At 61.4% G+C, this 25,201-nt stretch carries 23 protein-coding genes; 15 read left to right on the top strand and 8 right to left on the bottom strand.

Features of this window, described 5'->3' with window-relative positions; genetic code table 11:
* Nucleotide 1 precedes the first annotated feature (1 nt).
* The 3 genes from AACY50_RS04130 (at nucleotide 2) to AACY50_RS04120 (ending at nucleotide 3,437) form a co-directional block, all read left to right on the top strand.
* Complete coding sequence (locus tag AACY50_RS04130; protein WP_339431859.1) at nucleotides 2–613, top strand: DUF4136 domain-containing protein; 612 nt, start codon at nucleotides 2–4, stop codon at nucleotides 611–613.
* A 54-nt stretch (nucleotides 614–667) separates the two neighbouring features.
* Nucleotides 668–1,225 (top strand): DUF4136 domain-containing protein, encoded by a 558-nt coding sequence (locus AACY50_RS04125; protein WP_339538192.1) that lies wholly within the window; start codon nucleotides 668–670, stop codon nucleotides 1,223–1,225.
* 223 nt (nucleotides 1,226–1,448) lie between these two features.
* Nucleotides 1,449–3,437, top strand: a complete 1,989-nt coding sequence (locus AACY50_RS04120; protein ID WP_339538191.1) for a pilus assembly protein TadG-related protein — start codon at nucleotides 1,449–1,451, stop codon at nucleotides 3,435–3,437.
* Here the strand turns inward: AACY50_RS04120 and AACY50_RS04115 are convergent.
* Both AACY50_RS04115 and AACY50_RS04110 read right to left on the bottom strand, forming a co-directional pair.
* Nucleotides 3,434–6,169: a PAS domain-containing sensor histidine kinase gene (locus AACY50_RS04115; protein ID WP_339538190.1), complete on the bottom strand. Its 2,736-nt coding sequence runs from the start codon at nucleotides 6,167–6,169 to the stop codon at nucleotides 3,434–3,436. The genes AACY50_RS04120 and AACY50_RS04115 overlap by 4 nt on opposite strands.
* Nucleotides 6,166–6,606: a TadE/TadG family type IV pilus assembly protein gene (locus tag AACY50_RS04110; RefSeq protein WP_339431863.1), complete on the bottom strand. Its 441-nt coding sequence runs from the start codon at nucleotides 6,604–6,606 to the stop codon at nucleotides 6,166–6,168. Before AACY50_RS04110 ends, AACY50_RS04115 begins: the two co-directional genes overlap by 4 nt.
* 75 nt (nucleotides 6,607–6,681) lie before the next feature.
* On the opposite strand from AACY50_RS04110, the gene AACY50_RS04105 reads away from it, so the two are divergent.
* Both AACY50_RS04105 and AACY50_RS04100 read left to right on the top strand, forming a co-directional pair.
* Nucleotides 6,682–7,152 (top strand): A24 family peptidase, encoded by a 471-nt coding sequence (locus AACY50_RS04105; RefSeq protein WP_339431864.1) that lies wholly within the window; start codon nucleotides 6,682–6,684, stop codon nucleotides 7,150–7,152.
* A 125-nt stretch (nucleotides 7,153–7,277) separates the two neighbouring features.
* Complete coding sequence (locus AACY50_RS04100) at nucleotides 7,278–8,054, top strand: response regulator transcription factor (protein WP_339431865.1); 777 nt, start codon at nucleotides 7,278–7,280, stop codon at nucleotides 8,052–8,054.
* A 37-nt stretch (nucleotides 8,055–8,091) separates the two neighbouring features.
* On the opposite strand, the gene AACY50_RS04095 is transcribed toward AACY50_RS04100, so the two are convergent.
* A complete protein-coding gene (locus tag AACY50_RS04095; RefSeq protein WP_339431866.1) occupies nucleotides 8,092–8,499 on the bottom strand; it encodes a response regulator in 408 nt (135 codons plus the stop codon).
* Nucleotides 8,500–8,570: 71 nt separating this feature from the next.
* The gene (locus AACY50_RS04090) at nucleotides 8,571–8,771 is read right to left on the bottom strand and encodes a Flp family type IVb pilin (protein ID WP_339431867.1); all 201 of its coding nucleotides are present in this window, start codon (nucleotides 8,769–8,771) and stop codon (nucleotides 8,571–8,573) included.
* Nucleotides 8,772–9,110: 339 nt separating this feature from the next.
* Here AACY50_RS04090 and cpaB point away from each other — a divergent pair, with 339 nt between their 5' ends.
* The 8 genes from cpaB to AACY50_RS04050 are packed head-to-tail and all read left to right on the top strand — an operon-like array spanning nucleotide 9,111 to nucleotide 16,557.
* On the top strand, nucleotides 9,111–10,058 hold the full coding sequence (gene cpaB, locus AACY50_RS04085; protein WP_339538189.1) for a Flp pilus assembly protein CpaB: 948 nt from the start codon (nucleotides 9,111–9,113) through the stop codon (nucleotides 10,056–10,058).
* 21 nt (nucleotides 10,059–10,079) lie between these two features.
* On the top strand, nucleotides 10,080–11,330 hold the full coding sequence (locus AACY50_RS04080; RefSeq protein WP_339464621.1) for a type II and III secretion system protein family protein: 1,251 nt from the start codon (nucleotides 10,080–10,082) through the stop codon (nucleotides 11,328–11,330).
* Nucleotides 11,327–12,517, top strand: coding sequence for a pilus assembly protein (locus AACY50_RS04075; RefSeq protein WP_339538188.1), 1,191 nt, complete (start codon nucleotides 11,327–11,329; stop codon nucleotides 12,515–12,517). Before AACY50_RS04080 ends, AACY50_RS04075 begins: the two co-directional genes overlap by 4 nt.
* Nucleotides 12,514–13,785, top strand: coding sequence for a CpaF family protein (locus AACY50_RS04070; RefSeq protein ID WP_339431871.1), 1,272 nt, complete (start codon nucleotides 12,514–12,516; stop codon nucleotides 13,783–13,785). Before AACY50_RS04075 ends, AACY50_RS04070 begins: the two co-directional genes overlap by 4 nt.
* Nucleotides 13,786–13,795: 10 nt before the next feature.
* The gene (locus AACY50_RS04065; RefSeq protein ID WP_339464622.1) at nucleotides 13,796–14,680 is read left to right on the top strand and encodes a type II secretion system F family protein; all 885 of its coding nucleotides are present in this window, start codon (nucleotides 13,796–13,798) and stop codon (nucleotides 14,678–14,680) included.
* The gene (locus tag AACY50_RS04060) at nucleotides 14,677–15,567 is read left to right on the top strand and encodes a type II secretion system F family protein (protein ID WP_339431873.1); all 891 of its coding nucleotides are present in this window, start codon (nucleotides 14,677–14,679) and stop codon (nucleotides 15,565–15,567) included. The genes AACY50_RS04065 and AACY50_RS04060 overlap by 4 nt, the downstream gene beginning before the upstream one ends.
* Before the next feature lie 10 nt (nucleotides 15,568–15,577).
* Complete coding sequence (locus AACY50_RS04055) at nucleotides 15,578–16,267, top strand: hypothetical protein (protein ID WP_339431874.1); 690 nt, start codon at nucleotides 15,578–15,580, stop codon at nucleotides 16,265–16,267.
* A gap of 11 nt (nucleotides 16,268–16,278) precedes the next feature.
* Complete coding sequence (locus tag AACY50_RS04050; RefSeq protein WP_339464623.1) at nucleotides 16,279–16,557, top strand: DUF3613 domain-containing protein; 279 nt, start codon at nucleotides 16,279–16,281, stop codon at nucleotides 16,555–16,557.
* Between the two features lie 68 nt (nucleotides 16,558–16,625).
* On the opposite strand, the gene AACY50_RS04045 is transcribed toward AACY50_RS04050, so the two are convergent.
* From AACY50_RS04045 to AACY50_RS04030, 4 genes are all read right to left on the bottom strand, one after another.
* Nucleotides 16,626–18,296, bottom strand: coding sequence for a ShlB/FhaC/HecB family hemolysin secretion/activation protein (locus tag AACY50_RS04045; RefSeq protein WP_339538186.1), 1,671 nt, complete (start codon nucleotides 18,294–18,296; stop codon nucleotides 16,626–16,628).
* Nucleotides 18,297–18,430: 134 nt separating this feature from the next.
* Nucleotides 18,431–19,987, bottom strand: coding sequence for a collagen-like triple helix repeat-containing protein (locus AACY50_RS04040; RefSeq protein ID WP_339538184.1), 1,557 nt, complete (start codon nucleotides 19,985–19,987; stop codon nucleotides 18,431–18,433).
* Between the two features lie 303 nt (nucleotides 19,988–20,290).
* Nucleotides 20,291–21,145: a MaoC family dehydratase gene (locus AACY50_RS04035; protein WP_339538182.1), complete on the bottom strand. Its 855-nt coding sequence runs from the start codon at nucleotides 21,143–21,145 to the stop codon at nucleotides 20,291–20,293.
* A gap of 2 nt (nucleotides 21,146–21,147) precedes the next feature.
* Nucleotides 21,148–22,500 carry a 3-oxoacyl-ACP reductase gene (locus AACY50_RS04030; RefSeq protein WP_339538180.1) on the bottom strand — a complete coding sequence of 451 codons (1,353 nt, stop codon included), beginning with the start codon at nucleotides 22,498–22,500 and terminating at the stop codon, nucleotides 21,148–21,150.
* Nucleotides 22,501–22,671: 171 nt separating this feature from the next.
* Here AACY50_RS04030 and AACY50_RS04025 point away from each other — a divergent pair, with 171 nt between their 5' ends.
* Complete coding sequence (locus AACY50_RS04025; RefSeq protein WP_339431880.1) at nucleotides 22,672–23,949, top strand: acetyl-CoA C-acetyltransferase; 1,278 nt, start codon at nucleotides 22,672–22,674, stop codon at nucleotides 23,947–23,949.
* A 232-nt stretch (nucleotides 23,950–24,181) separates the two neighbouring features.
* The gene (locus AACY50_RS04020; RefSeq protein ID WP_339431881.1) at nucleotides 24,182–25,078 is read left to right on the top strand and encodes a PA4780 family RIO1-like protein kinase; all 897 of its coding nucleotides are present in this window, start codon (nucleotides 24,182–24,184) and stop codon (nucleotides 25,076–25,078) included.
* Nucleotides 25,079–25,201 lie beyond the last annotated feature (123 nt).

Below are 25,201 nucleotides of genomic sequence, written 5' to 3'. Positions count from 1 at the left end.
AATGAACGCTCAATGCGGGTTATTGCTGATGTGTCTGGGGTTGGCCGCCTGCCAGGGCAACAACCCCTATGTGGCGCAGTCGCTACCCTTGCCGCCCGCGCCGCCGCAAGCGGCCAACACCTTTGATCGCAGCGCCTACCCGGCGCCACCACGCGATTACGGGCGTTATCGCAGTTGGGCGTGGCTCAACGGACAATTGCCACCCGGCACCGCGTGGGCCGATTCGGCGCAAGTGGCCGAAGCGGTCAGCAATGGGCTGGACCAGCGCGGCTTGCGCCCGTTGCATGACAACCGCCCGGCCGACCTGTTGGTCAGCGCCCGTCTGAGCCTGCAAACCCGCCTGCGCCAGGTGCAGGACAACAGCGGTTACTACGGCGGATACGGCGGCTATGACCGTTATGGTCGCGGTTACGGGATGTACAACACGGTGCCCATCGTGCGCACTTATCAAGAGCAGGTAGTGGTGGTGCAGGTCGACTTGTTCGATGCCGGCACCGGTCAACCGGTCTGGAGTGCCAGCGCCGAAACGGCGGACAAGGGCAGCCAGATCGATCGCACCGATGCCATTCGCGAGGCTGTGGAAAAAGCCTTGTCGGCGTATCCTCCGAGTTAGCGCTCAGCAATGGGGGCGCTGTCGCAGGTTCATGTCTTCAACCGGAGAAATTCCATGTTCCGCCGTCTCGTTTTACTGGCCATGGCCGCGCTGCTCAGCGCCTGCGCCGCCAACCCGGTCAATCATGACTTCGATGCCAGCCGCGACTTTGCCGCGTATCGCAGTTGGAGCTGGAAAGAGCCCGCCCTGCAATACCGCCCCGATGACCCTCGGATCAGGAGCGACCTGACCGAACAACGCATTCGCCAGGCGGTCGCCGATCAACTGGACCAGCGCGGTTTGCGCCCGGCCGCTGCAGGCGCCAAGGGCGATTTGAGTGTGCAGGCGTATCTGATCGTCGAGGATCGTCAGCAGCAAGTGACGACCAACTATGGCGGCGGTTGGGGTGGGCCGTGGAATGGTTACTGGGGCGCGCCGATGTACAACGAAACGCGCAACATTACCTACAAGGTCGCGACCCTCCAGATCGACCTGCTCGATGGCAAGGACGGCAAACTGGTGTGGCGCGGCAGCGATGAGCGCATGCTCAGCAGCACCCCCAACCCGGCGGATCGCAGCGCTGCGGTTCGAGAAACGGTCGGCCGGATTCTGGCGAACTATCCACCGCGCTAACCCATCCTCAGGTTGACGCCATCCCTGTGGGAGCGGGCTTGCTCGCGAAGGCGTCGTGTCAGCCCATTCAAAATTGAATGGCACACCGTATTCGCGAGCAAGCCCACACAGGGTTCGTCGTCAGGTGAAGTGGCGTCCTGCCAGCAGTCTCGCTCAGCCCCGTCTACACTCATCCCCATCAACGGAGGTAGCGCTCGGCAGTGCGCCGGCAAAGGAGTGCGGCATGTCGCCTCGTTCGCAGTTCAATGGCCCGGCCCGGCAGCGGGGGGCAATCGGTTTGATGGCGGCGCTGACCCTGGGGTTGGCGCTGGGGTGCATGGTGCTGGTGGTCGACAGCGGTCGGCTGTATATGGAACAGCGTCGTTTGCAGCGGGTGGTCGATGTCGCCGCGCTGGAAGCCATATCGCGTGGTGGTGATTGCCTAGCAGGTGCCACTGCAAACGAGTACGCCACGGCCAGTGCAGTGCGTAACAGTTTTAGCCTGACGCAGGGCACGACCCTGACCGTGACTTGCGGCACCGTGCAAACTGGTGCGAATAACTTGCGGGCCTTTAGCGCAGATGCCTCGAAAAAAGAAGCCATCAGCGTCGGCGCTACGCAGGTAGTCACCACCAGCGTTGCCGCCGCTCTTTATGCGTTGTTCACACCCAGCAGCGTGTCCCCGACCACACGACTCTCGGCTACGGCGGTCGGCGCCGCCGCGATCCTGCCGCCACAAGCACAATTGATCATCGGCACCACGCTGACCACGGTTGATGCCAGCAAGTCCGCGCTTCTCAATGCGGTATGGGGGGGCATGCTCGATGGTAGCCTCAACCTCAGTGTCGCTGGCTGGCAGGGGTTGGTGGGCACCCAGATCAACCTGCTCAGTTACCTCAATCAACTGGCGGTCGACGTTAGTGTCGACGCCGGTAACTACACGCAATTGCTGAGCAAGAACATCCAGATCACCCAACTGATCGACACTGCCATCACTGTATTGACCAAGGGTGGCACCACTACCAGCCTCGCGGTCGACGGTCTGCTCGGGCTGAAGGGGGCGGTCGGCAGCACTTCGCTGGCGCTCGGGCAATTGCTGCAACTGCAGACCGGTGCCACGTCGGCGGCGCTCAATGCCAATCTTCAAGTGTTCCAGTTGCTCAACGCCGTCGTGCAAGTGGCCAACAGTCAGAACGCAGTGGCGGCGGCCGTACCGCTGAGCATTCCGGGGCTGGTCAACGGCACGGTCAAAGTCAAAGTCATCCAGCCGCCACAATTATCGGCCGTGGGCAACCCGGCGCTGGCCAAGGCCGATCCCATGGGCGCCAACCGCATCTACGTGAAAACCGCGCAGGTGCGTACTCTGATCTCGCTGAATCTACCGGTACTGACCAGCGTTGCCGGTCTTGCCAGCGCCATAGTCAGTACACCGTTGGTGGGCGGATTGACCGATACCTTGAACAATGTGCTGCACCTGAACATAGCCGGAGCATTGAACTCGGTGTTCTGTGCCTTGGGTGGCACCTGTCAACGCACCGATCTGAAGATTCTGCCCACGTCGACCATCGACATTTTGCTGGAGGCGGCCGCTGCCGACAGTCATGTCATCGATTACAGCTGCACCAGCGACGCGACGAAAACCCTGACCACTGAGACCAACTCCTCGCTGGTCAAACTCAAGGTCGGCAAGATCGACACCGCTAATGCCTTTTCATCTTCGGCGGATGTCACCGTGCAGCCACTGGCGTTGATTGATGTCGGGGTCATCACCTGCACCATTCCGTTGCTGGGCTTGGGCTCGGCAACCTGTGATCCCAACTCGCGCAAACCGTTCTACGGCGGCGGTCTTGGGGTGATGGTCGATACCTCGGTGGCCAGCATGCAGAGCATCCATACCTACAATCAGCCGCCGGAAATCAAGCAACCACCGCAGACCTACAGCTTCGGCACACAGGGAGTGGTCAATAGCCTCAAAAGCACGCTGAGCGGAGTTCAGGTGCAGGCCTACAGACCCACAGGTTCGAGCCTGCTCGGCGGCTTGCTCAGCACCACCGCCGACGTATTAGCCAGCGTCAACAGCACACTGGGCGTGGTGATCGATAATCTGCTCAGCCCGGTGCTGGACCCTATTCTCGACGGCTTGCTCGACAACCTCGGCATCACCCTGAACAAGGTTGACGTTGGTGCCAACCTCAGTTGTCGACCGCCCGGGCAGCCGATGCTGGTGATCTAATCGTTCAGCGCAATCGGTAACTCGATACAAAACCGCGCGCCCTCGTCACCATTGCGCACGCTCAGGCGTCCGCCCATGTTGTCGACGATGCCGTAGCTGACCGACAACCCCAACCCGGTGCCGACGCCGACCGGTTTGGTGGTGAAAAACGGTTCGAAGATCCGTTCAATAAAGCGCGGGTCAATACCGCCGCCGTTGTCCTCGACCCACAGTCGCACCACATGCTCATCGCACTCGGCATAGACCGCTATCCATGGCTGGAAGTCGCGGTCAGCCTCGCGTTTGCCGAGCAAAGCGTCGCGGGCGTTGACCATCAGATTGATCAGCACCTGCTCAAGTTGATCGACGTAACCGCGCACCTGGACTTCAAAACCGGCCTCTTTGATACGCAACTCGACGCCTTTGCCGCGCAAGCCCTCGGACAATAGCGACAACGTGCCTTCAATGGCGTCGAGGGGGTTGAACGGATGCTGTTCGATTTCCGAGCGGCGCCCGAACACGCGCATGTGATCCACCACCCGCGCTGCCCGTTGAACCTGGGCGTCGATACGGTTGAGCTTGTCGGTCAGGTAGTCGATCTGCGCGTCGCCATTGTTCAAGCGCTTGAGCACATTGACGATGGCCATACGCATCACGTTCAGCGGCTGGTTGATCTCGTGGGCCAGGCCGGTGGCCATTTCGCCGAGGGTGGCCATTTTCGCGCTCTGGGTCAGTTGTTGTTGCGAGCGGCGCACCTCGGTGTTGTCGCGACCCACGGCTTGTACCTCGATCAGTTGCCCGTGTTCATCGAATACCCCGCGATCCGACCAGACCCACCACGCGTGTTCGCGGCCGGGCAGGCGCAGATTGATCTCGGCGGTGCTCACTGGCAGTTGCGGGGTCAGTTGCGCCAGGCGCTGGACGAACGCCTGGCGCTGTTCGTCCGACATCCAGTTGCCCAGGTTTACCCCGGGCAACTGCTCCGCTGTGCATTCCAGATAAGTCGCCAAGGGCCGGTTGCCGAAGGTCAGGGTCAAGTCCGGGCGGTAGCGGCAAATCATCGCTGGGGAATCTTCCACCAGCATCCGGTAGCGCTCTTCGCTGGTCTTGATTTGCTCGGCGGCGAGGGTCGCTTCGGTGACGTCCAGCCATAAACCCACGGCCTCGACCGGCAGGCCCAAGTCGTCGCGCAGCAGTTTGGCTTCGTCGAGCAGCCAGTGTGCGTTGCCTTGGCGGTCGAGCATCCGATATCGCGTGCTCACCGAGCCTTCGCGCAGCAACTGCCGCGTGCGTTCGAAATAGCGAGGACGGTCTTCGGGGTGTATGTGTTCCACCAGTCGGCCATCGTCACAGTCGGTCAGCGTCCAGCCCAGCAAGGGTTGCAGGCTGGCGCTGAAGAAGGTTGGTTGCAGCGCCCCCTCGACGTAGCGTTGCACGTAGATCACGGCGGGGGCGCTGGCGATCAGATTGTCCAGGCGTGCATGGGCGGCGGCGGCCTGTTGCTGTTGATTCTTGATGTCGCTGATGTCGAGCATGAAGCCCACCAGCCTTCGCTCGGCGCCGATGCCCAAAGAGCGACCTTGCAGGCGATACCACAGCGGCTGCGGTTGATCGCTGCGTTGCAGGCGCACGCATACTTCCAGCGGAGCGCCCTCATCCTGCAAGGCTTGCAGGCGACTGCGCAGCTCATCGCGGTCGGCAGGATGCACAGGGGCGAACCAGTCCTGAATCGGCAACCGTTCAAGCGTCACACCCAGGCTGGCAGCCAGTGCCGGGGCCAACTGTATTTCGCTGCCGTCGTGGGTCATCTCCCACCAACCCGTACCGAGCAATGCTTGCAGAATCTCCAGGCGCTCCAGTTGCTGGTGATGGTGATGCTCGCGCAGGCGCTCCAGCAGAGGGGCGGCGACGGCAGCGGCCAACAGCAGCCAGTCGTGATCGTTCAGGTCCGGCGCCTGTTGCTTCGCGTTGTAGCCTGCGCAAAGCAACCACGCCGCCACACCTTGGGCATCGCGGTAAGGCACGGCGAAGCTTTCGTCGAGACCGAACAGCGCACTCAGGCGTGGTTGTTCGCTGGCCAGCAAGCGTTGTGGTAACGCACCGTTGAGGCTGTCGAGCCCGGTCCCCAATCGTTGCTGGTCATGCCACATCTGCGGTGCATCTGGCGCGGCGTAGTGCTGATGAATCTGCCAACCCAGGCCTTGCTCATCGAGCAGGGCCACTGCCAGACATGGAATGTGCAACTGCTGGCTCAAGCGTTGCAGTTGTTCGCCAAGCACATCGGGCAGGCGCGCAAGGCTGCACAAACGCAACTGATCGCGCATCTGCGTGGCCAGCCACTGGCATTGCTCACGATTGCGCGCCTGAAGCCGCTCACCCAGCAAGTCACCGATGTCCAGCAACTGCAAAAGCCAGCCATCGCCCTGGGCCTGCACCCAGCCGCGCAAGTGCAGCGGTGCACCGTTCTGGCTGAAAAAATCGAGGTCGAGCAATTGTCCTTGCCAGTCGGCGGGGCGACCTTCTATCGCCAGGCTGCTGTAGGGCAACACATACTCCAGCAGATGCGCGGGCTGGGGGCCGGACATCCGCTGCGCCAGCACATGGCGCAAGGGGCCGCTCAAATGATTGACGTGGCCTTCGCCGTCCAGATACAGCTGCAGGCCGACACTCGGCACCACAGGGCTGTCCAGAGGCTGTGGCGTCTCGGGTTGTCGATTGAGCAGGCGAGCGAACAGCTTGTCACCGGAACTCAAAATTGCAGGCTCGAAGACGCGCTCAATGTCACTGGCAGACGCGGCACCGAACCGATGCCGGGCAGCACCAGAAACGGCAGCGCCTGATTGAGCTTGGCGGTGGGGTAGTTGACCGTCACCGTCAGCACGCCGCCGACATAGGTGATGTTGCTGTCGGTGGCCGCATCGAAATTCAACGCGCCGGGCAGCCAAGCCAATTGGCGGGTCAGCTCGGTACGGGCCGTGGTGATGACGGTGGTTGAGTAATCGGCAGAGGCCGGATCCAGCGCCACGCTACGGCGCACGGCCTCGGCAGTGGACTCATTGAACGACTGCATCAGCAACAGCGGCAGGCTGTAGCTGACCAAGCCATAAAACACGGCGAAGAACACGATGAACACCAAGGCGAATTCGATGGCGACAGCGCCTTTTTGCTTGCGGGGGAGGCTGGATTTCATGAGTGCGTCTACCCTGACATTCACTGCTTAATATCAGCATAGAATCATTCAGCCAAAAGGGACGTTTTTTACCGCATGCACAGCTTTGTCCTACTGATCTGGCTGACACTTTGCGCGGCGCAGGATGCCCGACAACGGCATATCGGTAACGGCCTGACTTTGGGTGTTGGAGGGTTGGCCACCGTTTATCTACTGACGACCGGCAACACTTGGCTCGGCGCCGAACCGGTTCAGGGAGCCTGGGCGGTGCTGCTGGCCCTGGCGTTCACCCTTCCCGGTTATGCGCTGAAACGTTTTGGCGCAGGCGATGTGAAACTAATGACAGCCTTTGGCGTTGCGACGGACGGTGCTCACTTGCTCGGCGTGTTTATCGGCGCAGCGCTTGCCAGTGCACTCTGGGTCCTGTTGGCGCCAAGGCTCTGGTTGCATATGAGTCAAAGGCTTAGAGAACGTCTTCGATATATGAGGCCTGAAGCGTCAAAAAAGCTGCCATTTGCACCGTTCGTGCTGGCAGGGTCAATTCTCACCTTGTTGTGGCTCCATTAGTCGCGCCTTGCCACTACTGCTATGTACATAGTCGGAAAGTGGGTCTACTTTCAAATCAGTGTTTGTACGGCAGCGTACTGTAAGTACAGGAACGGTCAGCCTTTGGCCCGAGCATGGAGTGGCATGTGAACGAGCTTACATCTGTTGTAAAGGTGCTGGTGGTCGACGATCAACCGCTGATTGTCGAGGAACTCTGCGAATTCATCGAGAGCAGTGGCTACCGATGTGTGCCTTGCGAGTCGAGCAAGCAGGCCATTGAACAATTCACCGAGGACACCGCCATTGGCCTGGTGCTGTGCGACCTGCACATGCCGGACATGGACGGCATTGAACTGGTGCAGGAACTGCAGCGGTTGTCGGGTAAACATCGGGTCTTCGAGGCCATCATGCTGACCGGGCGCGCCGACAAGCAGGACGTGATCAAGGCCTTGCGTGCCGGCATTGCCGATTACTACCAAAAGCCCATTGACCTGGACGAACTGCTCGAAGGTTTGCAGCGTCAGGAAGCGGCATTGCGGGAACGGCAGAAAACCCTGCAGCTGGGCCACCTCAATCAAAAGCTGCAATACCTGTCCGAGTCGATCGACGATCTTTACCAGGACCTCGACAAAGTACGCCGCGGGCCTTCGACGGTGAGTGAAGAGGCGTCGGGTGATGGCGAGGGGGTGGAGATACCGGAAATCTTCAATCAGTTGTCGCCCCGCCAGATCGATGTTGCACGGTTGGTCGGCAAGGGCCAGACCAACTATCAGATTGCCTGTGAACTGGGGATTACCGAGAACACGGTCAAGCTCTATGTCTCGCAGGTCTTGCGCCTGACACACATGCACAATCGCACCCAATTGGCGCTGGCGTTGTCGCCGAGCAATTCGGGTATGCGTCATCGGGTGACTGCGCATTGATCCCCTCTGACCCCGGTGTTATGCGGGGTCAGCTACCTCAAACGATGTGGGCTTTGGACTTGGGAAACAGGTTGTCCAGGGTTTCCAGCAACCGTACGTGATAGATCGGTTTACGGAACAGGTCCAGCACCTGCAGGCGCAGCATATCGCTGACATCCTCCATGTCCGCATGCCCGGACGTGACGATCACCGGCAGATGCTGGCGTGAGGTGTGTTCACGCAGCCGCTTGATCAGCGACATGCCACTTTCTTCGGGCATGCGCAGATCAGTGATCACCAGGGCGATATCCGGGTGGCGGGTCAGATGGTGCAGGGCCAGCTTCACCGACGTGGCGGTATGACAGGTGAAGCCTTCACCCTCCAGCAACTCTGCCAGCTCCAGCAGTGCGTCTTCTTCATCGTCGACGAGGAGCAACTGCTGGCGCGGGGAGTATGGAGAGTTCATGGGCAACACCTGCAATGGACTGAGTGCTGACGGTAGAACCCAATGGGCGTATTGACAAGTTATCGGTCCGATCAGGTGAGGGCGGTCTGGATTGTAGTCAGGATGGTGGTGACCGCGTTGCCTATACCGTTGCCGAATGCGGCAATCACCAGCGCCACCAGGCCGACGACCAGCGCGTACTCGATGGCGGACGCGCCTTCAGTGTCTTTGCCCAAGCCTTTGTAGAGGGCGAGATGAGATTTGATTTTTTGAGCAACCTTGGAATACGACATAAGCATTCTCCTTGGGGCACACCAGGTGTTGCGCGTTCGCAACATGATTTCCCTGTGCCACCCTCAGCATTGTTGGCAATTGCCACCCCTTCAACTGTAAGAACGGATTAACACCTAAGTAGTAGGGCGCCGTTTAACGGCAGAAAACCACATTTGGCGCCTTAGACCTCTACTTTTGCTGGATATTTCCCACTTCGTAATGGCGTTTTGTTCTGCCTGCGCTACGGTTAAATAGCGAAATAGTTACTTGTTCATAGCTGCCTGATTGCGAAGTTATCTCGTTGGAATTCACGGGACATTGCATGAGAGACAAAGCGATGCGGGAAAGGGAGAGCCGTCATGAACAGTCGCGTCACTCTGGGTCTGGCCGGGTTGTTACTGGCGGGCGCCATCATTGCCGGATATTGGGGGCTTACCTTGAGCCGGGCACCGGTCGCTGAACCGGTCGCTACCCCCGCCACTGAGCCTGTGGTGCCGTCAGCCGTCAAAACCGAACCTGTGGAAGACCCGACGCGTCAGCCCGTCGTCGTACTGCTGCGAGACATCCCGCCGTTCGTGAACATCACCGCCGCCGACGTTGCCGTGGAAAAACTGCGCACTGCGCCTGCCGGCAGCCTGGGCAATGTCAATCAAGTCATCGGCCGTGCGCCTTGGCGGCACTTGAGCGCCGGCAGTTGGCTGAGTGACGAAAGCTTCGAATCCGGCAGCTCACTGGCCCGCATGATTCGCCCCGGCGAACGGGCGGTGGCGGTGGCGGTGGACGAAGTCATCAACGCCGGCGGGCAATTGGCCCCCGGCGATTACGTCGACGTGCTGCTGTTTCTGCGCAAGGACGAAAACAATCCACAGCCCTCGGCACAACAAGTGGTGTCGGCGGTGCGTGTGCTCGGCGTCGGCAACCAGTTGGGCCTGACCAACGACGGCCAGCCTGCAGATCCCGCACGCAGTGATGAGGAGCGACTCAAACAGGAACAACAGCGCCTGGCCGCCCGCAGCGTGCTGCTGGCCGTGCCAGAGACGCTGGCCAGCCGCTTGATGCTGGCGTCCAGCGCTGGTGTCTTGCGCCTGGCCGTGCGCAGCGCCGATGAGCAGCAACTGGCGAAATACTGGGCGGGCGAAAACAATGTCGCTACCCAGCTCGACACGCCTCGCCGCGAACTGATCGAGTTCAGTCAACTGTCCCAGGCCCCGCCGCCCAAACCCATGGCCGTGGCCGGCCAGCCCGGCCCACGCAAACCCACCGTTGAAGTCATCCGCGGTGCTGAAACCGCCCAAACCACACCCTGAATCGAGCAAGGACGCCTTTACATGCGCATACGCTTTACGCCTCTGTTCAACGGTTTGCTCTGGGCCTCGCTGCTGAGTGTCACCTCGATCGGCAGCGCCGTCGCCGCCACCGGCAATTGCGCCGCGCTGGGGCCATTGCCCTCGGTGCTGGAAGTCGGCGAAGGTTTGCAGCAGGCGTTGCAATCGCCGGTGGCGATCACGCGGGTCGCTGTAGGCGATCCGAAAATCGCCGACGTGCGTGCCACCGGCGATAAGGCCGTGTTGCTCACAGGCGTTGGGCCCGGCGCAACCACGCTGATGATCTGGACGGCCTGCGCCAGTGCTCCACGGCAAAGCATGGTGTTCGTGCAAGGTAAGGCCAGTGCGGCGATGAAGACCGTTTCCCTGCCGGTCACGGATGATCCGACCTTGCCCTCGCAGGTGCAGACCGACATACGTTTTGTTGAAGTCAGCCGTACCAAACTCAAAGAGGCCGGCACTTCGATTTACGGCAAGGGTTCGAACAACTTCCTGTTCGGCACTCCGGGCACGGTGCCCGGCACCGGAGTCAGGCCGGGTACGGTGCCGATCACTGCGCCGAACATTCCCTTGGCCAACGACATGTTCAACATTGTCTGGGGCGGCGGCAGCAGTAAATTTCTCGGCATCGTCAATGCATTGGAGGGCAGCGGTTTCGCCTACACCCTGGCGCGACCCAGCCTGGTGGCGTTGAGCGGTCAGAGCGCGAGTTTTCTGGCCGGCGGCGAAATCCCGATCCCGGTGCCCAGTGCCAACAGCAACAGCTATTCCATCGAATACAAGGAATTCGGCATCCGTCTGACGCTGACCCCGACCGTGGTCAGCCGTGACCGCATCGCGCTCAAGGTCGCCCCGGAAGTCAGTGAACTGGACTACAACAATGGCGTGACCATCGGCGGCACCACGGTGCCGGCCTTCACTATCCGCCGCACCGATACCAGCATCTCGCTGGCCGACGGCGAGAGCTTCGTGATCAGCGGCTTGATCAGCACGCAAAATGCTTCCCAGGTGAGCAAATTTCCAGGGCTGGGTGACATTCCGGTGATCGGCGCGTTTTTCCGCAATTCATCGATCAACCGCGAGGAACGTGAACTGCTGATGATCGTCACCCCGCACCTGGTTCAACCCCTGGCGGTCAATGCACCACTGCCTTCGCTGCCCGGGGAAAAACTGCGCAACTACGACCCCAACTGGTATCGCCTGTACTTCCTTGAAAACGGCAACTTCGATAAACGCAGCGGATTATCGCAATGAGCCAGAGCCCGAATCAGACCTTCCTTGCCATCACCCGAAACGACACCGATCTTGAGTGGCTGCAAGGCGCGCTAGCACCGCTGGGGCAGGTGGTCAGTGCCGGTGGCGGCAGTCTTGATGAACTGCTGGCGCTGGTCGACGTCACCTGCGCCAGCCTCGTCTTCGTCGGGCTCGACCCCGAACATCTGGTGGCCCAGAGCGCGTTGATCGAAGGCGTTCTGGAAGCCAAACCGATGCTCGCCATCGTCGCCCTCGGTGACGGCATGGACAATCAGCTTGTACTCAATGCCATGCGGGCCGGCGCGCGAGACTTTGTTGCCTACGGCTCACGTTCCAGCGAAGTCGCCGGGCTGGTGCGGCGCCTGAGTAAACGTCTGCCGGCGGTGACGCCGAACACCCCGTTGGGTGGGCTGACGGTGCTCTACGGTGTGCAAAGCGATGCGGACGGCGCACTACTGGCCAACCATATGGCGCTGGTGGTGCACAAGAGTGGTCAACAAACCCTGTTGCTGGATCTGGGGCTGCCCCACGGTGACAGTCTGGCCTTGCTGGGGCTGGAGAGTTCCTTCCATTTCGGCGATGCGTTGCGCCACTTGCGACGCCTCGACGCGACCCTGATCGACAGCGCCTTCACCAGCACCGAAGCCGGTCTGCGCATTCTCGCCTATGCCCCTGCCGATGAGCCGCTGGAGCGCACCAGCACTGCGGAGCTGTACATGTTGCTCAGCGCCTTGCGCCAACACTTCCAGCACATCGTGGTCAACCTCACCGGCCAGCCTGACAGCGAAGCGCTGCGCACCTTTGTCAGCCATTGCGACAAGTTGCTGTGGTACACCGACCAGAACGTGCTCGACTGCCGGCGCAATCTGGCGGTGCTGAACCAGTGGCGCGAGAAAGGCGTGAAACTCGACCACGGCCGCTTGCTGGTGGATCGCTACCTGCGCAACGTTGCGCCCGACTCAGAGGCACTGGGCAAAACCTTCGGCCTGGAAGTGATCGCCGTGCTCGCCTACAGCCCGGAACTGCGCCTGAACGCCAAAAATCAAGGCGTGACCCTGTTCGAACTGGCGCCGCGTGAAGCCCTCAGCCAAAGCCTGCGCACCCTCGGTGAGTGCCTGGCCAAACGCTCTGAAGGCCTGACCAAACCGAAGGTCACCTGGTTCGACCGCTTGCGAGGCACCTCATGAACGGCGAGCAATTGTTCGGCGGCCCACAGCGCCAGGCGACCGGTAATACCGATCACGATGGCCTGAAACTGGTGCTGCACCGCTACATCATCGACGCCATCGAAGAGTCCGGGAAAAACCTGCTGGAGGGCTCGCGGCAGGTGCTGGCGCAATTCGTCATCGACAAAGTCGCCGAATACATCGCACGCCTGCACCTGGCGATTTCCCGTTATGAAATGGAGCGTCTGGCCGAAGAAATCGTTGATGAACTGACCGGCTTCGGCCCGCTCGAAGTGCTGCTGCGCGACAGTTCGGTGACGGAGATTCTGGTCAACGGCCCGCACAAAGTGTTTATCGAACGCGATGGCCTGCTGCACCTCAGTGACCTGCGTTTCATCGATGCCCACCACGTCGAACGCGTGATGCAGCGCATCCTGGCGCCGCTCGGTCGGCGTCTGGACGAGTCGTCACCGATGGTCGATGCACGCCTGCCCGATGGCAGCCGGGTCAACGCCATCATCCCGCCGATTGCCCTCGACGGCCCGTGCCTGTCGATCCGCAAATTTCGCAAGGACATGCTCAAAAGCACTGACCTGATGGCCATGCAAACCATCGATCAGGCGATCTACGATTTCATTCAGGAGGCGGTGGGCAAGCGCTGCAACATTCTCATCAGCGGCGGCACCGGTACGGGCAAAACCACGCTACTGAACATTCTCAGCCAGTTGATCAACCCCAGCGAACGCCTCGTGACCATTGAAGATGTCGCCGAATTACAACTTGGCCACCCGCATGTCGTGCGTCTGGAAACCCGGCCACCGAATGCCGAGGGCCATGGCGAGGTCAAGGCCAGCGACCTGATCCGCAACGCCCTGCGGATGCGTCCCGACCGGATCATCCTGGGCGAGATCCGAGGCGTCGAAGTGGTTGATGTACTGACGGCGATGAACACCGGTCACGACGGCTCCATGAGTACCGTGCACGCCAACAATGCCCAGGATGCCTTGCTGCGCCTGGAAACCCTGGTGGGCCTGACCGGCCGCGCCATCGCCGAGCGCACCCTGCGCCAGATGATCTGCGCCGCGCTGGATGTGGTGATTCAACTGACGCGCCTGCCCGATGGTCGGCGCTGCGTCAGCGAAGTGGTGGAAGTGGTGGGCGTGCGCGAGGACGTCTATGTCACCAACACCTTGTTCCGCCTCGACCGGCGCACAGGCGTCGGTTTTCTGCGTGAGGCGGTCAACCCGGCCGGCGACAAGCTGCGCCACGAATCGACGCTCGCGCACTGAGGGCCACGGCATGCTTAAACCGCTGCTGCTGTACTTGCTCAGTCTGGCGTTGTTCGGGCAATCCATGCGTCTGTTCTATAAGGCATGGCGTCTGAGCGGTGCCACTCGTGTAATGGAGCGATTGAATGAGGGACTGCCGCATGAAAACGCCCCCCCAACGCGTTGGGCTGGCCTTGAACGGGCCTTCTTGCGCGCGGGCCTGGGGCGGCCGACCGAACGTCTTGGTGCATGGGTCTTGCTATGGATGTTCGCCATCGTGCTGGGTCTGGCGCTCGCCGGATGGATCGGCGTACTGGTGATGGTGGTGTTGCCGCCAGTGGCCGTGCGGTTGTACGTCAGTTGGCGCTACCAACGGCGCTTGCGACGAATGATCGAGCAACTGCCGCAACTGCTCGACTACACCGTGCGCAGCCTGAAGTCGGGTCGCACGTTGGCCGACGCGGTGCTGGGTGGCATCGAGGTCAGCGAAGAACCGCTGAAAAACGCCATGGGCCGGGTGCAGCGCAACGTCCAGTTGGGGGTGAGTTTGCCGGACGCGGTGTCGGATCTGGCCGAACTCTACGAGCGAGACGAGTTTCGTCTGTTCGCCCTTGGCCTCAAGGTCAATCATCGCTACGGCGGCAATGCCAGTGAGTTGCTGGAAAACCTGATCAAGATGATCCGCGAACGCGATCAGGCTGCGCGCCAATTACGCGCCATGACCGGTGAAACCCGCCTCACCGCGTGGGTGCTGGGATTGTTGCCGATTGCCATGGCTGGGTATTTCCTGATGGCCAATCCGGTTTATCTGGTCGCCATGTGGCACGACCCGTCCGGGCAGCGAATGCTCGCCACGGCGTTCGGCATGCAGGTGATCGGCAGTCTGTTGCTCTGGCGGATGTTGCGCAGCCTATGACGACGCCTCTGATGATCAGCGCCTTGTTGTTGCTCGGCGCCGCCGTGTTACTGATCGCCCATCTGCTGGAGCAGCGTCGCCGCGCGCGGCAAATCATCCGGCGACTGGACGGCGACCTGATTCGCGAAAACCGCCTCGGCAACCTGTTGCAGTCGCTCGGCGAGAGCAAGGTCGGGCAGCACAGCGTCAAGCTCGACAACGAAACGCAAACCCTGCTCAGCCGTCTCGGCTGGCGCAGCGCACGCCAGCGTTCGCTGTTCGCTGCCTGTCAGATCGGTGCGCCGTTGCTGATGCTGGCCCTGGCAGTGCTGTTGCAATCGGTGTTTTTCCCCACCGTGGAAAAACAATGGATCGCGCCGTTGTTCGCCCTCGGCGTCGGCTACCTGCTGCCCAAGCGGTTGCTGGTGATGGCCGTTGCCCAGCGACAGAAACAACTGGCCAGTGAGATCGGCACGTTTATTCCGTTGCTGCGCATCCTCTTCGAGTCCGGCATGGCCGTGGAGCAGGCACTGCGTGTGCTGAGCCATGAAGGCCAAGCGTTGCTCCCCGTGCTGACTCATGAGTTGCGCCTGGTGCTGGCCCGGGTCGACTCGGGCCTTGAACTGGGCGAAGAACTGAACAAGGCCACGCAACTGTTGGCGGTGGATGAGTTCACCGACACCTGCGTGATTCTCCAGCAGTTGCTGCATCAGGGCGGTGGGGCGATGAAATCGCTGTTGTCGCTCAAGCAACTGCTCGATGACCGGCGCCTCACGCGCCTGCAGGAATACATTTCGAAGATGTCGGCAAAAATGTCCGTCGTGATGATGCTGTTTCTCTTCCCTGCATTATTGATCGTCCTGGCCGGCCCGGGCTTCACCGCCCTGGCCAAGGCATTGGGGGCATGAAGGAGTGGTGATGAAAGCAATGATGGCTGGTGTTTGCCTGTTGTTGCTCGGTGGCTGTGCCAACACCGGGCAAAACCCCTGGGAGGCGCTGACCAGCAGCGCCAGTTGCGGCAAGTTGAGTTCCGATCAGCAACTGTCGCTGAACCTGGCCGACGACATGGCCAACGAAGGCAAGCTCCACGCCAGTCTGGCCAACCTGCAAAGCCTGCCGGACAACCTCGCCGATGTGCGTCTGCGCAAGGCCAGGGTTTACCGCTTGCTCGGTCGCAGCGAGGCCCAACCGTTGTATCGCAGCTTGCTCGGCACCTGCCTGGCGGCCGAAGCCGAACATGGTCTGGGCCAACTCGCGGCCGCGAAGTCCGACTACGGCCAGGCGCAGGCGCACCTGCAACGCGCCGCACGCCTGGCCCCGACCGACGAAAAAATCCGCAACGATCTGGGAGTGGTCTACCTCAATCAATTGCGTATCGAAGATGCGCGTTTTGAGTTTCTCACCGCCATGGAACTCAAGCAGAGCGATCAATTGGCCGCACTGAATCTGGTCACGCTGTTGCTGTATCAGGATGACTGGAACCGCGCCGCCGAACTGGTCAGCCGCCTCGGCCTGAGCCCCGCGCAGTTCAGCGAAGCACAGAGCCGCGCGGAAAAACTCAAAGTGCCGAGCCCATCTCCCGCCGCCGTTACGGCGATGCTCAAATAAGGAGACCCGCGATGAAAGCCATCATTGTTTGCCTGGGCTTGCTGGCCCTGCCGCTCACCAGTCATGCCATCGACGCCGGCCCGGCCTCGGCCCAGCAACAGGAAACCGAAGGCTGGCTGCTGCTGCAAAGCCGCAACAAAGTGGCCTCGCCCAAACCTCAGACCCAGACGCCGACTGAGCGCGAACTGGTGATGCAGCGTTGGCTGAAAAGCTACCAGCATGAGATCCCGCCGTTTTTCGATCAGGAGCAGGGTGGCAAGGTCAGCAGTGGAACGGGTGGCGGCGGCTGACAGTATTCAACAGGCTCGCCGCGTCATCGTTCTTCGCGAGCAAGCGTTCTGACAGGCGCCAGCCGTTTCTATAGCTGATAACTGAAACTGATGCTGTACCGTGCCCGGCGGTTGAACGTGTCCAGTGCTTCATCCGACATTGCCTTCGCTGCCTCCAGCGAAATGTTGTAGTACTTGGCATCGCCGAACCTCAGCCCGACTGCCGCCGACGACAGATTGTTGGCCTGCACCGGCAGTTTATTGAACCAACTGCGCGAGCGATCGAGCACCACGTAGGGTTGCAGGATGCGCAGCCAGTTGCCGTCGCGGTTGAAGCTGTAGTTGACCTCGTACGCCACCCCCCAGCCCTTGTCGCCGGACGCCTGATCGTCGGGGTAGCCGCGACCGAAATTCTGCCCGCCAAATACCGCGCGTTCGCTGTCGGGCAGGGTGTCGTCGCTCCAGTACAACGCGGCCGAGAGCACGCCTTGCCAGTTGTCGAGGAACTTGTCGCTTTGCACCCCGGACAGGCGCAGACGCAAGAAATTGAGGTCCAGCGCGCTGTTGTTGGTTTTCGCCCCCATGCTGTCCAGCCCTTGATACAGGCCGCCGCTGAGGATGCGCAGTTGCCGGGCATCGGCCTTGCGCCAGTCGCTTTCGAAGGCGAGGGCGCGGATGTCGGTGCGCTCCTCGACGCTCAGCGGGTAGCCGATCACTTTATAGCGGGTCTTGTCGTTGACCGCGTAGAGCCGCGAGCCGGCGGTCAGCAGTTCGTTGGGCGCTGCAATCAGCGGCAGGGTGAAACCGATCGAGTAGCGATCATTCTCACGGTGCGGTTTGAGTTGCAGGCCATTGTCGAGCAACACGTTGGTGCCGGGGTCGGCACGGTAGCGTGAGGCGGACAGGGCGAGTTGCGTACCCTCGCTGTCGAGGAACTGGTTGTAGTCCAGGCGATAGTAATGCTCGTGGTCGTCACCCGGTGGGAACAGACCGCGGAGGGTCAGTTGTTCGCCCATGGACGTTTGCGAGTTGCTGCTGACGCCGAGCAGGGCCTGCGTGCCGTTGCGGTTGTCTTCGGTGGTGCTGAGTGTGCTGGTGAACGGTTTGCGGCTGGCCTGGGCGACCAGCGTCGTGGCGCCATCGGTGGTGCCGGGTGGCGGCACCTGGGCCTGAATGGTGACGCCGGGAATGCGCGTCATCAGCGTGGTGTAGCGCTCGAAAGTCTTGCGGGTCAGTGGCCGTTCGGCCTGGATTTTCGCCGCCAGTTTGTCGAGCAGGCCTTTGACCCGGCCGACGTCGCCCTGCATTTGTATGTCGCGAACATAGCCTTCGACCAACACAACGCGCGCCACGCCGTCGTCGAAACTTTGTTGCGGCAGGAACGCGTAGGACAGCAGATACCCATCCTGCTGGTAGCGCCGGGTGATGTTGCGCGTGGCTTCGATCAGGTCGGCGAGGCTGCTCTGGTGACCGATCAGCGGTTTGTAGATGTCGGCCAATTCGTTGAGCGGATAGATCGTGCCGCCTTCGATCTGCACGGTCTTGAGATTGACTTTGGTCTGCATCATCAATGGCTGTGCGGCGGCTGCGCCGGGGTCAGGCACTTGCAGCGGCGTAGCCGTCGGGCGATAGGCGTCCGCCGGTAGATTGGGTACGGGCAGGTTGCGAATGGTTTCGTTGCTATTGAGGAAGCTGGGGAGGGTGTCGGCGAGGGCGGCGGAACTGAGACTGAGGAACAGCAGGGATGCCATAAAGCGCATAGGACACTCCGTGGTCAGATCACAGCGCAGGGCTGATGTTCTCCTAAGAAAAAAGCGGAAGACTCGTAGGAATCTTCCGCCCTCAACCAAGCGTAGGCGCTGTAGGTGCGGCCGTCGAATCGGCCAGGTGCAATTCAGAGGTTGTTGCCGCTCAAGGTGCCCGTCAGGCCACCCAGAACACCGCCCAGACCACCGGTGGTGCCGCCGCTGGCGGTGCCTCCGTTGACCAGACCGCCAGCGGCAGTGACGACACCGCCGACGTTGCTGACCAGGCCACCGACAGCGGTGGTGACCGGGTTATTAGTGGCGGCAATCGCACCGCCGAGATTGCTCACCGCGCTGCCGGCCTGGCCGGTGAGGCTGGCCACAGGACTGCCCAGCCCCGTGGCGGCGCCCACCTGTTGCGTCAGGCCGGTGACTGCGCTGGTGACCGGGCTGAGTGCGCCGCCGACATTGTTGCCGAGCGCGGCCAACGGCGTGGTGGTGGAAGTGATCGGACTACCCGAGCCACCGAGGACAGTGTTCAGCGAGGCGACAGCATTGCCCAGCCCGCCCGCCGTCACGCCACCGGCACTGACCGCGCCATTGGTGCTGCCGGCGTTCAAGCCTGTGCCCACGTTGACGACGGCGCCGCCGACGGTTTGCAGCAGGCCAGTACCGCCCAGGCCACCACCGAGACCGCCCAGGCCACCGCCCACGCCGCCACTGGAACCGGTGCCGTTGGACACCAGGCCGCCACCCTTGCCGGCAGCGGTGCCTACGTTGCTCAAAGCACCGCCGAGGGTGTTGCTCAGCGCATTGCCATTGCCGGCGCCAGTCACCTTGTCGCCGACACCGTCAACGGTGCTGCCGACTTTCTGGATCACGCCTTGGAGTGGGTCACCCAGGCCGGTGGCATCGCCGACTTTGTCGGTGGTGCTTTCGACCATGGCGATCACTGGTACCAGACTGCTGCCGAGTTTATTGGTCAGTTGGCTGGTCGGGCCGTTGCTGAGGGTGGTGTTGAGGGTATCGCCGAGCATGGTGACTTTCTGGCCGACACCGTCGAGCACCGGTGCGACTTTGGTGACCACGCCGCCGACCACTGGAACGCTACTGGTTGCGGTTGCCAGTTTGCCGCTGAGGTCGGACACGCCGTCGCCGACATCCTGCACCACGCCACCGACCGAAGCCACGGTGGTGGTCAGGCCGTTAGGGTCGGTGGCGAGTTTGCCGATGCCGTTGGTGACGCCGTCACCCAAGGTCGTGACCACATTGCCGGCGGTTCTTGCCGCGCTCTGCACGACGCCACCGACCACAGGAGCGGTGCTCAAAGAATCGCCAATCTGGCCGACGCCATCACCCAGGCCACTGACGGTTGTGCCGACATCCTGTACGAGGGTGGTGGTCACCAGTCGTGCGGCGGGCGGATTGGTCGGGTTGGTCGGATCGGTTGGGTCAGTCGGATTGGTTGGGTTGGTCGGATCGGTGCCGCCCGTGCCGCCCGTGCCGCCAGTACCACCGGTTCCACCTGTGCCAGCGGTATCACCGCTGCTACCAGTCCCGCCAGTGCCGGCGGTTGAACTGTCTGGCGAAGAACTGCCGGAGCTGCTGTGATGGCCGCCACCGCCGCTGCTGCAGCCAGCGAGACCAAGGGAGAGGATCAATGCCAGAGCGATTGCTGATTTGCACCACACGTCTTGAGTTTTCATGATTGAGATTCCTTGCACCTGGTACAACGTTCGTTGTCTTCGATGGCTTGCCGGTCTGTCGCTGGCAATGCCTCGTCCGTGGTGCCAATCTCGATCCGGGCGCTGATTCACGCCATTCTCTAGATGGTATTAACGCCTTTATATATAGGCTGTTCGCAGTGCCTAAGGACTAATACCCAAGCGATAAGCGCGCAAAAAAAAGCCTTGAAAATCAAGGCTTGGTGTTCTTCGAGTCAGGGCAAAAGCCGGAAGAAAACTTAAGTTATATATATACAATTTACGGGTGTTCCCCGGCGCATGAGGTCACCCCATCGGCTGCCAGCGCCCAACCATATGCTCCAGATTCTGCGTGCCGACCAACTGCAACTCTCCGCTGGAGCCCGCTGTTGTGGCGAGCAGTGTGACCTCGCTGGGCAGTCGCACCGGTTTGCGAAAGTACACGGTGATTTCAAGGTTGGCCTTGGGCAAGTGATCGGCCAGCGCCGCGAGCGTGCGCGCCTTGTTCCACAAGCCATGGGCGATAGCGGTAGGGAAACCGAACAGCTTGGCGCTGGGCGCACTCAAGTGGATCGGGTTGTAGTCGCCCGAGACCTTGGCATATTGCCGGCCGATGTCTGCCGGGGCTTTCCACTTCGCCACCTCCACCAGCGATTGCGAAGGCTCCCAGTGCTGCTCCAGCGGTTCGCCATCGAGCTTAACGCCGCGACAGAGCATCTGGCTTTCGGCTTCCCACAACGGCCCGAGTTGATCATCCAGCGTGGTCAACACATCGAACGTCGCGCCTTTGGGATGCGGTTGCAGATTGTGCACCCGCACGCTGATTTGTGCGCGACTGATCCCGCCCATCGGCCGCAACACACGAATGCGGTTGCGCAAATGAATCAGCCCCAGCAGCGGAAACGGGAAGTCCTTGGCCGTGAGCAATTGCATCTGCAACGCGAAGGCGAGGATGTGTGGATACGTTGGCGGCAACAGACCGTCGTCGGCAAAACCGCAGACCTTGCGGTAGGCGGCCAGCCGTTGGCCATCGACATCAACGAAGCAACGCAAACCGCTGTCGGGTAATTGCGTGCCGGTGATCTTGCGTCGCGTCGCTGCCCGCGCATACAGCCCGGGAAGGCTCGGTTCACGGTCCAGTGTGTGCCATTCGATGCTCATGCCTAAGCCCCCAGAACACTTTGTCCACAGACCCGCAACGCCTGCCCGGTGAACGCGCCGGTACCCGGTTGCGCCAGCCACGCCACCGCCTCGGCGACGTCCTGCGGCAAGCCGCCCTGGCCCAGCGAGCTCATGCGGCGCCCGGCTTCACGCAGGCCAAACGGGATGTGGGCAGTCATCTGGGTTTCGATGAACCCCGGCGCCACGGCGTTGATGCTGATGCCACGTTCCAGCAGCGTCGGCGCCCAGGCTTGCGCCAGACCGATCAATCCGGCCTTGCTCGCGGCGTAGTTGGTTTGCCCACGGTTGCCGGCGATACCGCTGATCGAGGCGAGCAAAACGATTCGCGCGTTGTCGTGCACAGTGCCGCTGTCGAGCAGAGCCTTGGTTAGCACTTGTGGCGCGTTGAGGTTGACCGCCAGCACGGCGTCCCAGAATTCCGGGGTCATGTTGGCCAGAGTTTTGTCACGGGTGATCCCGGCGTTGTGCACCAGAATGTCGAGGCCGTCGGGTAGCTGTTCGATCAGTTGTGCGCCAGCGTCTTCGGCGCAGATGTCGAGGGTAATGCTGCGCCCGCCAAGGCGCGCGGCGAGGGCGTCGAGATCAGTCTTGGCCGGCGGCACGTCAAGCAGGATGACGTCAGCACCGTCGCGGGCCAGGGTTTCGGCGATGGAGGCGCCAATGCCTCGCGCAGCACCGGTCACCAAGGCTTTGCTTCCAGCCAGTGGCCGTGTCCAGTCGGTGACCGGTGTCGCACACGCGGTCAGGCGAATCACCTGCCCGGACACGAACGCACTTTTCGGCGAAAGGAAAAACCGCAGCGGGCCTTCCAGTTGATCTTCGGCCCCTTCGCCAACATAGATCAACTGCAGCGTGCCGCCGCTGCGCAGCTCTTTGGCCAGCGAGCGGGAAAACCCTTCGAGTGCCCGTTGGGCGCTGGCGGCGAACGGATCTTCCAGGGTTTCCGGCGCTCGGCCAAGCATCACCAGATGGGCGCTGTGCTCAAGATTCTTCATCAACGGCTGGAAAAACTCGCGCAGTTGCTTGAGGTGGTCGGTGTGCTGCAAATGACTGGCGTCGAACACCACGGCCTTGATTTTCGGGCCATGGCCGGGAATCCACGCGGTGGCCATCGACGGTTCGGTGCCATAGCTGTAGATCGCATCGGTCAGGCGGTTGGCGAACGCATTGACGCGCTCAGTCAACGGCCCGCCCCCGATCAGCAGTGCACCGTCCACCGGCCGCAGGCGGCCGCCCTGCCAGCGTTCCAGCCGCACCGGCGACGGCAGGCCCAGAGCCCCGACCAGACGATGGCCGATGGACGAATTGGCGAAGTCGATATAGCGGTCAGACATGGAACGCTCTCCAGAAGTTGGGGTTCAAAGTGTGGACTACCCACGGCAATCAATCGTTCGATCCAGGCAATAAGGCCTACGCTAGAACAGCAGAGTAGTTTGCCCAGGCTGTTTTGTTGCCGGCTCCCACAAGGTTCCAGGTGAATCAGGATATTCAATAAGGAGGTTTTCATGAGTCAGTTGCGCCGCGTCGCGATCATCGGCGGTAACCGTATCCCTTTCGCCCGTTCCAACGCCCCGTACGCCACGGCCAGCAATCAGGCGATGCTCACCGCTGCCCTCGAAGGCCTGATCGAGCGCTACAACCTGCACGGCCAGCGCATGGGCGAGGTGGTGGCAGGCGCGGTGCTTAAATTGTCACGGGATATGAACCTGACCCGCGAATGCGTACTCGGCTCACGTCTTTCGCCGGCTACGCCTGCCTATGACATCCAGCAAGCCTGCGGCACTGGCCTTGAGGCCGCGTTGCTGGTGGCCAACAAAATCGCCCTCGGGCAGATCGATTGCGGCATCGCCGGCGGTGTCGACACCACCTCGGATGCGCCGATCAGCGTCAACGAAGGCCTGCGCAAAATCCTCCTGCAAGCCAATCGCGCCAAAACCACGGGCGACAAACTCAAGGCTTTCCTGCAACTGCGGCCCAACCATTTGATCCCGGAGTTTCCGCGCAATGGCGAACCGCGCACCGGCCTGTCGATGGGCCAACACTGCGAATTGATGGCGCAGACCTGGAACATTGCTCGCGAAGATCAGGATCAACTGGCGCTTGAAAGTCATCACAAGCTCGCCGCGTCCTACAGCGAAGGCTGGCACAACGACCTGATGACGCCGTTCCTTGGCCTGACTCGCGACAATAATCTGCGCCCGGACCTGACCCTGGAAAAACTCGCCTCGCTGAAACCGGCCTTCGAAAAAAGCGCCAAAGGCACGCTGACGGCGGGCAACTCCACACCGCTGACCGATGGAGCCTCTGTGGTCTTGCTGGGCAGTGAGGAATGGGCGAAGGAACGTGGTTTGCCCATCCTGGCCTACCTGCGCGATGGCGAGGCGGCGGCGGTGGATTTCGTCAACGGCGCCGAGGGCCTGTTGATGGCGCCGGTGTATGCGGTGCCACGGTTGCTGGCGCGTAACGGCCTGACCCTGCAGGATTTCGACTACTACGAGATTCATGAAGCGTTTGCCGCGCAGGTGTTGTGCACGCTAAAGGCCTGGGAAGATCCCGAGTACTGCAAAACCCGTTTGGGGCTCGATGCGCCGTTGGGCTCGATAGACCGCAGCCGTCTCAATGTGAAGGGCAGTTCGTTGGCGGCCGGGCACCCGTTTGCCGCGACAGGTGGGCGGATTGTCGCGAATTTGGCGAAGTTGCTGGACGCGGCTGGGAAGGGCCGGGGGCTGATTTCGATTTGTGCGGCGGGTGGACAGGGGGTTACCGCTATTATCGAGCGTTGACGCCCATTTCACTGTGGGAATGGCGTCATGTCAGATTCTGTCGCAAATGCCCTCAACGCCATTTGCCAATATTCATGACCGGCTCCGCTATGATTGGCCGCGGTCGATTTTCCGGCACAGTGTGTGCATCTTCAACGTTCACAGGTCGGCACCCCCTCCCCGAGATGCGAGGATTGCCGTATAACGAGTGACATTCGCGTGTTTGGTAATAAAGGACCCACAATAAAAGCTGATGAAGACTCCAAAACGCATTGAACCCCTGATCGAGGACGGTCTGGTCGACGAAGTGCTGCGTCCACTGATGAGTGGTAAAGAAGCAGCTGTTTATGTGGTGCGCTGTGGCAATCAGTTGCGTTGCGCAAAGGTCTACAAGGAGGCGAACAAACGCAGTTTCCGTCAGGCGGCCGAGTATCAGGAAGGCCGCAAGGTGCGCAACAGCCGACAGGCTCGCGCCATGGCAAAAGGCTCCAAGTTCGGTCGCAAAGAGACCGAGGATGCCTGGCAGAACGCCGAGGTGGCGGCACTGTTCCGTCTGGCCGGTGCCGGGGTGCGAGTGCCCAAGCCGTACGACTTCCTCGATGGCGTGCTGTTGATGGAACTGGTGGCCGACGAATTCGGCGAGGCCGCGCCGCGTCTGAATGACGTCGTGCTGGAGCCCGATCAGGCCCGCGAGTATCACGCGTTCCTGATTTCGCAGATCGTGCTGATGTTGTGTACCGGTCTGGTGCACGGTGACCTCTCCGAGTTCAACGTGCTGCTGACACCGACCGGCCCGGTCATCATCGACCTGCCGCAAGCGGTGGACGCGGCGGGCAACAACCACGCGTTCAGCATGCTCGAACGTGACGTTGGCAACATGGCTTCGTACTTCGGCCGTTTTGCGCCGGAGTTGAAGAAGACCAGGTACGCCAAGGAAATGTGGGCGCTGTACGAAGCCGGCATCTTGCACCCGGGCAGCGTGCTGACCGGCGAGTTCGACGATCCGCAGGATCTGGCCGACGTCGGCGGGGTGCTGCGTGAGATCGAAGCGGCGCGGCTGGACGAAGAGCGCAAGCAAGCGATTCGGGCAGCCGATGATGAGCCCAAGGGCAAGTCAGAGGAACCACCGCCACCACCGTGGATGCAATGATCGTTTAGAAAAACCGGCTTCGGCCGGTTTTTTGTGCCCGCCCCATTCTCGCCTGCACCGAAGTTCCCCTGTGTGCGGGCTGGCTCGCGAAAGGGGCGTGTCAGTCGTCATCAATGTTGCCTG

This window comes from Pseudomonas sp. RA_15y_Pfl2_54 (assembly GCF_963971015.1).
Classification (GTDB): domain Bacteria; phylum Pseudomonadota; class Gammaproteobacteria; order Pseudomonadales; family Pseudomonadaceae; genus Aquipseudomonas; species Aquipseudomonas baetica_A.
The sequence above is the reverse complement of the archived record's forward strand: the minus strand, read 5'-3'. Positions and strand labels throughout refer to the sequence as shown.

Coding starts and splice junctions, on each gene's coding strand:
- AACY50_RS04075 (WP_339538188.1), top strand. CDS start 11,327: ATGAGCCAGAGCCCGAATCAGACCTTCCTTGCCATCACCCGAAACGAC.
- AACY50_RS04055 (WP_339431874.1), top strand. CDS start 15,578: ATGAAAGCAATGATGGCTGGTGTTTGCCTGTTGTTGCTCGGTGGCTGT.
- AACY50_RS04035 (WP_339538182.1), bottom strand. CDS start 21,145: ATGAGCATCGAATGGCACACACTGGACCGTGAACCGAGCCTTCCCGGG.
- AACY50_RS04125 (WP_339538192.1), top strand. CDS start 668: ATGTTCCGCCGTCTCGTTTTACTGGCCATGGCCGCGCTGCTCAGCGCC.
- AACY50_RS04060 (WP_339431873.1), top strand. CDS start 14,677: ATGACGACGCCTCTGATGATCAGCGCCTTGTTGTTGCTCGGCGCCGCC.
- AACY50_RS04095 (WP_339431866.1), bottom strand. CDS start 8,499: ATGAACTCTCCATACTCCCCGCGCCAGCAGTTGCTCCTCGTCGACGAT.
- AACY50_RS04120 (WP_339538191.1), top strand. CDS start 1,449: ATGTCGCCTCGTTCGCAGTTCAATGGCCCGGCCCGGCAGCGGGGGGCA.
- cpaB (WP_339538189.1), top strand. CDS start 9,111: ATGAACAGTCGCGTCACTCTGGGTCTGGCCGGGTTGTTACTGGCGGGC.
- AACY50_RS04090 (WP_339431867.1), bottom strand. CDS start 8,771: ATGTCGTATTCCAAGGTTGCTCAAAAAATCAAATCTCATCTCGCCCTC.
- AACY50_RS04080 (WP_339464621.1), top strand. CDS start 10,080: ATGCGCATACGCTTTACGCCTCTGTTCAACGGTTTGCTCTGGGCCTCG.
- AACY50_RS04065 (WP_339464622.1), top strand. CDS start 13,796: ATGCTTAAACCGCTGCTGCTGTACTTGCTCAGTCTGGCGTTGTTCGGG.
- AACY50_RS04045 (WP_339538186.1), bottom strand. CDS start 18,296: ATGCGCTTTATGGCATCCCTGCTGTTCCTCAGTCTCAGTTCCGCCGCC.
- AACY50_RS04030 (WP_339538180.1), bottom strand. CDS start 22,500: ATGTCTGACCGCTATATCGACTTCGCCAATTCGTCCATCGGCCATCGT.
- AACY50_RS04105 (WP_339431864.1), top strand. CDS start 6,682: ATGCACAGCTTTGTCCTACTGATCTGGCTGACACTTTGCGCGGCGCAG.
- AACY50_RS04025 (WP_339431880.1), top strand. CDS start 22,672: ATGAGTCAGTTGCGCCGCGTCGCGATCATCGGCGGTAACCGTATCCCT.
- AACY50_RS04070 (WP_339431871.1), top strand. CDS start 12,514: ATGAACGGCGAGCAATTGTTCGGCGGCCCACAGCGCCAGGCGACCGGT.
- AACY50_RS04050 (WP_339464623.1), top strand. CDS start 16,279: ATGAAAGCCATCATTGTTTGCCTGGGCTTGCTGGCCCTGCCGCTCACC.
- AACY50_RS04020 (WP_339431881.1), top strand. CDS start 24,182: ATGAAGACTCCAAAACGCATTGAACCCCTGATCGAGGACGGTCTGGTC.
- AACY50_RS04040 (WP_339538184.1), bottom strand. CDS start 19,987: ATGAAAACTCAAGACGTGTGGTGCAAATCAGCAATCGCTCTGGCATTG.
- AACY50_RS04130 (WP_339431859.1), top strand. CDS start 2: ATGAACGCTCAATGCGGGTTATTGCTGATGTGTCTGGGGTTGGCCGCC.
- AACY50_RS04110 (WP_339431863.1), bottom strand. CDS start 6,606: ATGAAATCCAGCCTCCCCCGCAAGCAAAAAGGCGCTGTCGCCATCGAA.